Below are 7237 nucleotides of genomic sequence, written 5' to 3' on the forward strand. Positions count from 1 at the left end.
GGTCCGGCCATGAAATCACGATGGCGCCGAAGCGCTCTGGGGCATCACCTCGTGGGCAAGTGGGAGCTCACCGTGAAGATCGTGCGCCCGACTGCGTCTTCGCGCAACACCACGTCGCCATCCAGATCGCGTGCGGTTTCTCGAGCGACCCACGATCCCACGCCGGCGATGCTGCCGTTTCTGCTGCTGACCCAAGCATCGAAAGTCTGGAAGGCAAGCTCCGGAGGAACACCGCTGCCGGCGTCCCGCACATCGATCACCAATGTCGGACCGTCCCGCCCTTGCTCGGCTCTGGCGGTCACCTCGACGGTCACGCCGGCGGGGGTGTGGCGGATCGCGTTGTCGACGATCGGCTCAATGATGTCAACGGCATGAGGACAGCTGGCCGACTCGGGGATCGTCGGTGCCAGCTCGAGGACCAAGGTCACACCGACGAGTCCGGCTTGTCGCTCCCACCGCGCGGCGGCGGCGACCAAGGCCGGGATCACCGGTTCGGAGGAGTCACGTCCTCCACGGATGCGGCGCAGCATCCGATCCGCCACCAGCGCCACTGATCAGCGTCCCGGACGATCCCCCAGCGCCTCAGTCTGATCGGCTCTGTCCCCGCGCATGGCGAGCTCCGCCTCGGCGCGAAGTGTCGCGACCGGAGCGCGCAGGCGGTGGCCCGCGTCGGCGGCGAACTGCAACTCCTTGACGTGGCTGATCTCGACACGAGCCAGCCTGCGGTTGAGGGCTCCGACCAGTCGCGCGAGCTCGGCACCGGCGGGCGGGACGGGCAGACCGATCGCCAGATCACGCGGCGCGGCGGCCTCAGCCCGCTCGGCCAACCACATCATCGAGGCCGGCCAGCATGTTGAGCAGAGTCGACTTGCCCGAGCCCGACGGCCCGATGACCGCGATGAGCTCTCCTGCAATCAGCTCGATCGAGACATCTCGTAGCGCGACGACCTCGTCGTGCCCTCGGCGGGAAGACCCCCCGGGGGCAGCTTCACCGCCTCGATGGATTTCAGCTGGCGGGCAGGCACGGCGGCCTTGAGACGCGCGACGTCGTCCCGCTTGGCGCTGGCCAGGGTCGGCGCGGTCGTGCCGGGCCGACCCGTGACGATGACACCATTCAGCTCTCCGTGAAGGTCACGGTCTGCCCGGCGCCGACGCGAGCCCACCCCCCAGGGTGCGTGAAGGAGTAGTGCCCGGCCCTGCTGACATTCGGCACGAACGCCAGATTGTCGGGAATATCCCCCGGAGAATTGCTCTCCACGGGGACAGGAGCGGCGTCACCGGCCGACGGGTTCGAGCCAGAACGCACCGACTTGGAGGCGGCCGGCGCAGGGGTGTCGCCGCCCGAACCCCCACAAGCGGCGGTCGTCAGGAGCAGCGTACGCGCCAGCTTGCCGCGTTCGGGGCCGCAGCGGTCGGCGTCCTGAAGTTGGTGGCGGCCATCTCCCCACCGGCACGCGTGACCGGCTGCGCAAGGCCCGGCTTCTGCCCGCCTTCAGGGCGAGCCGCCGCGCTGCAGCAGGGGTGCGTACTCCGAGCCCCGCTTGAAAGTTTTTTTCGCGATGCTTTATTTTTTTTGTTCGCAGTGCCTTCTAGCGGTCCTGAACTTCGGGGGACCACTTCGAACTTCAATGAAAGTGGCAGCATGGACCCGCGTCAGATCATTCGAGTAGGCAGCCAGGAGGAAGGTACGGCACAGGGAGGTTCGCTCGCCTCGATAGTGGGCCCCCGGCGCCGTAGAAGTGTCACCGCATTGGCCGTCGTTTCCACGCTCCTTACGGCGGCGCTAGCTGCGGCCCCAGCCGCCTCCGGTGCTTCGACCCTGTTGTGCAAGGGGCTGGCCGCCTGCCTGCTTGCCGGCAGGGACACCGCGGGGTACTCGGTGCTGGGACTTCTGTCGTACTGGAACCAGACCCCCGGACACAACTGCACCAACTACGTGGCCTTTCGGCTGACCCATGGTGATCGGCTCGTGGCCCGCCCACCGGGAACGGCAACCGCTTACACCTGGGGCGACGCAGCACGCAAGGCCGGTGTGCCCGTTGACGACCGTCCCACCGTGGGCGCCGTCGCCTGGTGGACGGCGTCCCGCATGGGCAATTCGACCGGGCATGTGGCCTATGTCGAGGAAGTTCGCGCTGACGGCTCGATCGTGGTCTCAGAGGACAACCTCGGGGGTGACTTCGATTGGCGACGCGTGACCCGCGACGCCAAGTGGCCGTCAGGGTTCATCCACTATCCGAAATCGGACGGCTCACCATTCGGCACGTTCGACTCAGTCAGCGCCCCCGTCGCCGGACAGATCGACTTCTGGGGCACATCCGGTGATCCAGACAGCGCTCTGCTCGTCTTCCCAGTCGATCCGAGCTATCTGGTCTCCCTCGGGGGCCCACGCGGAACACCCGGCGTCGAGTCATTCACCTTCACCTCGCCGTACTTCAACTTCCACCGAACCAAGACCGTAAGCACTCGCGGACCCACCACGATGTACCTGTACGCGCTCAACACCCCGCTCAGCAAGGGCCACGACGTGCTGCTCGGGGCGCGGCCGGTCACAATTCGCGACGCGTCGAAGACCACGGCGGAAATGGTTGACTCCAGGATCAAAGCCGCCACTGTTCCGAAGATGACAGTCACTCTTGCGCCCACCCCGGCGACGGGCCGGGTCGACATCGTGCGCGGGTCGACCGTGCTCAAGTCCCTGACCTTCGGCTCCGGTGGCACGCGCACGATCACCGTGTCGCTTCCCAAGCAGGTCAAGGGCACCCACACACTCAGTGCGCGCTACGTCGGTTCAACGAAGCATCTACCGAGCACCGCGGCGGTCACACTTACCGTGAGCTGACCCGGTCGCGTGCGCTAAATTCAGGTCACCTCTAACTATTTCCTTCGTGAGGCGAGCGTTCGAAGCCTCAGATGCGGATCGACGTGTGCGAATCTCGAAATGACCCAACACGGGTCTTGGCCGAGCGGATGGACCGCCACAAAGGACGAGCGGGACTGCCCGCGACCGGCACCCTGATGCGGGCGACGGTCGCGGCCATTTCACGGACGAGCGGGAAGACTATTTTCCCGGCAGGTTCGCCTGGGACAGATACGCCGCGGCACGGCGCAGGACCTCGTTCTCCTGCTCGAGCAGCCGGACCCGCTTGCGCAGCTCGCGGGTCTCAGCGGCCTCGCCGGCGGTGACACCGGGACGTTTGCCGTCCTCGGTGTCAGCCAGCTTCCGCCAACGCTGCAGACAGGACTCGGATACGCCGAAGTCCTTTTCGACCTGCGCGAGCGACGCCTCACCCTTGCGGGCGACCGCGACCACGGCGGGTTCTCGCGAAAGATGCGCGGCTGGGATCTGTCGGAGGGTCAGACGCCGTACACCGACGGTGACATGGCTGCCGGGTCGATCGTCTATGTCATCGCGCAGCTGCTGGGGTCGTCGCCAAGGCTCGGCGTGTCGCCTGGTGGCGATCGGCCTGTTGATCGGCCTGCTGGCCGGTTTCATCACCGACGGCATCCTCATCGCCGGCGGAGTCTGACAGGTCGCGGCGCCCGGCCCGGCCGGGATTCACGACGGCGCCGAAGCACCCTGGGGCATCACCTCGTGGGCGAGTGGGAGGCTCACCGTGAAGACCGGACGGGTCACGGTCCCGGTGCTCATGCGGCATCTGACCTGAAGTCGAGCGAGTCGGCCGTCATGGCCATGTAGGCCTCCTCGAGCGACGCCGCCTGCGTCGAGAGCTCGTAGAGCGTGATGCCGGCACGGCTCGCGATCGTCCCGACCTGGTCAGCCATCAGTCCGCGAACATCCAAGGTGCCTGCAACCGGACTCGCGGTCTCGGCACCCTCAGGCAGGGCCTCAGCGCGGTCGCCTCAAGGCTTGGTGAATCTCAGGACGACTGGCCCGATCTCGCAGGCCTCAGTCTTTAACCACGCGACCTGAGACCAGTTGCGGCACGAGGATCAGCAGCGTGGTGACGGTCAGGATGATGGCCGAGGCGGCCGCGATCGTGGGGTCGGTGTTGGTCGTCACGCTCGTGTACATCTGAACCGGAAGAGTCCGCAGCAGCGGGGATTGCAGGTAGATCGAGATGACAACCTCATCGAAGGACGTCGCGAAAGCGAACACCGCTCCCGAGAGAATCCCGGGGGCGGCGAGGCGTGCCGTGATGTGCCACAGGACGCTGACCGGCGAAGCCCCGAGTCCGGCCGCGGCGTGTTCCACGTCGGGGTCCAAGGTCCGCAGGCTGGCCATGACGGGCACGAGGACGAACGGGATCGCCAACGCGGTGTGCGCCAGGAAGAAGCCCGTGTACGTGCCGACCAATCCCAGGCGAAGGAACGCGATGTAGATCGCCAGCGCGACAATGATCTGAGGGAGCAGCATCGGCGCCATGAGGGCGCCCGTGACGACGGTCTTGCCGCGCATCCGGCCACGCACCAGGGCAATCGCCGCCGCCGTGCCGATGATGGTCGCGGCGATCGTCACCGCGATTCCCAGCCTCACCGAGGTCCACAAGGCGTCAGTCCACGCCGGATCTGTGAAGAAGTTGCGGTAGTAGTCCAGCGACCATGACTGCGGCGGGAAGGTGAAGCTAGCCTGTCCGGTGAAGCTCAGCGGAATGACGATGAACATCGGGCCGACGAGCCACAGCGCGATGAAGAAGCAGAGGATCCTCAGTGGCCAGGAGACGGACGTGGTGCGGTTCATTTGGAGCCTCCAGTGGTTTCGACTCCGCCGCGCACCCTCAGAACCGTGAGGATGACGCCGAGCAGGGCGAGGGTGATCAGCAGCACGACAACAGCCAGTGCGCCGGCGGCACCGAACTGCAGGAGCGGGTCGACCTTCGACGCCATGAGACGCGCGACCATCGACTCACGTGGGGTGCCCAGCAGCTCGGGTGTGACGTAGAAACCGAGCGAGAGCGTGAAGACCATCGCCGCGCCCGCGAGGATGCCGGGGAGCGAGAGTGGCAGGTAGACCTTGAAGAACGCCACGATCGGCCGGGCGCCCATCCCGAGGGCCGCATCGATCAGACGCCGGTCGATACCGCGCAGCGACGCGAACAGGGGCAGCACGAAGAACGGCATCATCACCTGGGTCATCGCGATCGTGACGCCGGTCGTCGTGCCCAGCAGCTCGACCGAGCCGATCGGCGTGAGGCTGAAGAGGTCGTCGACCGGGCCGCGCTCCTGGAGAAGAACGACCCATGCGAAGGTCCTGGCCATCAGGCTGGTCCAGAACGGCATCAGGACGAGCACGAGCATGACGGCACGCATCCGGGCGCCCACGGCGGTCATGACGTACGCATAGGCGTACGCGAGAAGTGCCGTCACGACGGTGACCGTCCCCGCCATCCGCAAGGTCCGTGCGATCACCGTCATGGCCAGGCTGTCGGAGAAGATCGCGGTGTAGTTGCCGAGGCCCGGCTGCGGATCGGTGAAGCTGAGCCAGATCAGCAGCGCCGTCGGATACAGGAACGCGAGTCCCACGGCGATCAGCGCCGGGCTCACGCCGGTGTAGACGCGGACCGCAGTGCCGAGTCGTCGTGCGAGGCCCGCTGTCGGCGGCTTCGTCAGCTGGTGATCGAGCTGCATGTGCATGGTCGTTCACTTTCGGAGCGTGGAGGAGGAGGGCTGTCTGGCCGCACGCGTCGGCCGAGGGAACGGCGCCTCGAAAGAGGCACCGCCCGCCCCGACCCGACGCGAGGGGAACGCGTGGTTATCCGGCGCTCCACTTGGTCCAGCGCTCGGTGGCGTCGACCAGGTTGTCGGCCCACCACTTGTCGTCGCGCTTGATCCCGGTGCCGTTGTCCTGGCCCGAAGGCAGGAACGACTTCTTGACGGCATCGATGTTCGGCTTTGCGGCCGGGTTGATCGGCGCGTAGGCGATGTTCTCGGCCAGGGTGGCCTGGGCTTCGGCCGAGACGACATGGTTCAGGAACTCCATGACGGCCTTCTTGTTCTTGGTCCCCTTGGGCACCACGAACACATCGTTGTAGAAGATCGGCTGGTTCCAGACCGGCTTGAGCTTGGCGCCCTTGGTGACCGCGTCGTACGCGCGTCCCGGCCAGGCGAGCATCATGTCGACCGTGCCGTTCTGGAGCGCCTGCTCCTGATCGGCTCCGGTGGCGATGAACTTGGTGTCGTCACGGATCGAGTCCAGCTTGGCGAAGGCCCGGTCGTAGTCGAGCGGGAAGAGGTCCTTGCCGTCGACGCCGTCAGCGAGCAGCGCAGCCTCGAGGGCACCTTGGTCCGCCGCATTCATCATGCCGCGCTTGCCGGGGAACTTCTTGGTGTCGAAGAAGTCCTTCCACGAGGTCGGCGGGTTGTCGCCATACTTGTCAGTGTTGTAGACGAGCAGAAGTGCCGACTTCATGTTGGGCACGCCACACTCGAGCGCGAGTCCAGGCTCGATCTTGGACTTGTCGACGATGCTGTAGTCGATCTTCTCCAAGTACGTCCCACACTCGCCGACCGCGAAGTAGGAGTAGGCCTCCATCGCGTCCCAAGTCACGCGCTTGGCGTCGACCATGGCCTTGAGCTTGGGATAGCTCAATGGCGAGTCCTGACCGACCTTGATGCCGGTCTCCTTGGTGAAGGGCTCGATGAACGCTTTCACCTGAGCCTCCTGGTAGGCGCCACCGGCGCCCACCATGACGATCCCGGAACCACCTGAGCTGCCAGACCCGCTCCCGCACGCTGTCAGGCCTAGGGTCAAGACCGCGGTGACGCCCGCGGCGCACACACGTATTGATCGAGAAATCATGTCTTCACTTTCATGAGAGGGACATTGCTGGGTGCTGCGGTACCGCTGGTTGCGCCCGCGATCAAGATCGGGGCCCACTTGAGCGAAAGTGCTCGGTGGCTTTGAAGGCGACTTCCCGGGTCTCGGCGATGAGCCGAGTCCTGCTGACCGCGAACCGGGACGTCGGCGACGACACGGTGTAGGAGCCGAGAGGACTGCCGTCGCTGTCGAAGAACGGCACCGACACGCAGGAGATGTCCTCGGCGAACTCTTCGTTGTCGATCGCGTAGCCCTCGCGTCTCACGGTGGCGAGGATCGTCACCATCTCCTCGTACGAATGGCACGTGTTGGCAGTGAGCTGGCGCATCTCGACGCCGGAGAACATCAGCTCGACCTGCCGCTCGGGCAGGAACGCCAGGACAGCCTTGGCCGATGCACGAGCGTGGAGGTCCGCGCTGTAGCCGACATCGAGGTTGCCGACGCTCAGCGCGTGTGATC

The 7237-nt window shown here is 65.9% G+C and carries 11 protein-coding genes; 2 read left to right on the forward strand and 9 right to left on the reverse strand.

Annotated elements, in window-relative coordinates; all coding sequences use genetic code 11:
- Positions 1-44: 44 nt before the first annotated feature.
- Genes JWQ91_RS10160 through JWQ91_RS10170 form a run of 3 tightly spaced genes read right to left on the reverse strand, consistent with a single transcriptional unit; the run spans position 45 to position 1005 of the window.
- Positions 45-530, reverse strand: a complete 486-nt coding sequence (locus JWQ91_RS10160; protein ID WP_297783192.1) for an ATP-binding protein — start codon at positions 528-530, stop codon at positions 45-47.
- A gap of 24 nt (positions 531-554) precedes the next feature.
- A complete protein-coding gene (locus tag JWQ91_RS10165) occupies positions 555-836 on the reverse strand; it encodes a hypothetical protein (RefSeq protein WP_297783195.1) in 282 nt (93 codons plus the stop codon).
- Positions 811-1005, reverse strand: a complete 195-nt coding sequence (locus JWQ91_RS10170) for an ATP-binding cassette domain-containing protein (RefSeq protein WP_366521374.1) — start codon at positions 1003-1005, stop codon at positions 811-813. Before JWQ91_RS10170 ends, JWQ91_RS10165 begins: the two co-directional genes overlap by 26 nt.
- A 637-nt stretch (positions 1006-1642) precedes the next feature.
- On the opposite strand from JWQ91_RS10170, the gene JWQ91_RS10175 reads away from it, so the two are divergent.
- Entirely contained in the window at positions 1643-2842 is a 1200-nt protein-coding gene (locus JWQ91_RS10175; protein ID WP_297783198.1) for a CHAP domain-containing protein, read from the forward strand.
- Between the two features lie 219 nt (positions 2843-3061).
- On the opposite strand, the gene JWQ91_RS10180 is transcribed toward JWQ91_RS10175, so the two are convergent.
- Positions 3062-3313, reverse strand: a complete 252-nt coding sequence (locus JWQ91_RS10180; protein WP_297783201.1) for a hypothetical protein — start codon at positions 3311-3313, stop codon at positions 3062-3064.
- 91 nt (positions 3314-3404) lie between these two features.
- On the opposite strand from JWQ91_RS10180, the gene JWQ91_RS10185 reads away from it, so the two are divergent.
- Positions 3405-3530, forward strand: a complete 126-nt coding sequence (locus JWQ91_RS10185) for a hypothetical protein (RefSeq protein WP_297783204.1) — start codon at positions 3405-3407, stop codon at positions 3528-3530.
- A 118-nt stretch (positions 3531-3648) separates the two neighbouring features.
- Here the strand turns inward: JWQ91_RS10185 and JWQ91_RS10190 are convergent, their stop codons facing one another.
- The 5 genes from JWQ91_RS10190 to JWQ91_RS10210 form a co-directional block, all read right to left on the reverse strand.
- Entirely contained in the window at positions 3649-3786 is a 138-nt protein-coding gene (locus tag JWQ91_RS10190; RefSeq protein ID WP_297783207.1) for a hypothetical protein, read from the reverse strand.
- A gap of 124 nt (positions 3787-3910) precedes the next feature.
- Complete coding sequence (locus JWQ91_RS10195; protein WP_297783210.1) at positions 3911-4702, reverse strand: ABC transporter permease; 792 nt, start codon at positions 4700-4702, stop codon at positions 3911-3913.
- On the reverse strand, positions 4699-5589 hold the full coding sequence (locus JWQ91_RS10200) for an ABC transporter permease (protein WP_297783213.1): 891 nt from the start codon (positions 5587-5589) through the stop codon (positions 4699-4701). The genes JWQ91_RS10195 and JWQ91_RS10200 overlap by 4 nt, the downstream gene beginning before the upstream one ends.
- Before the next feature lie 124 nt (positions 5590-5713).
- Positions 5714-6613: a polyamine ABC transporter substrate-binding protein gene (locus JWQ91_RS10205; RefSeq protein WP_366521373.1), complete on the reverse strand. Its 900-nt coding sequence runs from the start codon at positions 6611-6613 to the stop codon at positions 5714-5716.
- Between the two features lie 208 nt (positions 6614-6821).
- Positions 6822-7237: IclR family transcriptional regulator C-terminal domain-containing protein (locus tag JWQ91_RS10210; RefSeq protein WP_297783218.1), on the reverse strand; the 416-nt coding region annotated here is incomplete at its 5' end.

It is taken from the genome of Aeromicrobium sp. (genome assembly GCF_025965075.1).
GTDB lineage: Bacteria > Actinomycetota > Actinomycetes > Propionibacteriales > Nocardioidaceae > Aeromicrobium.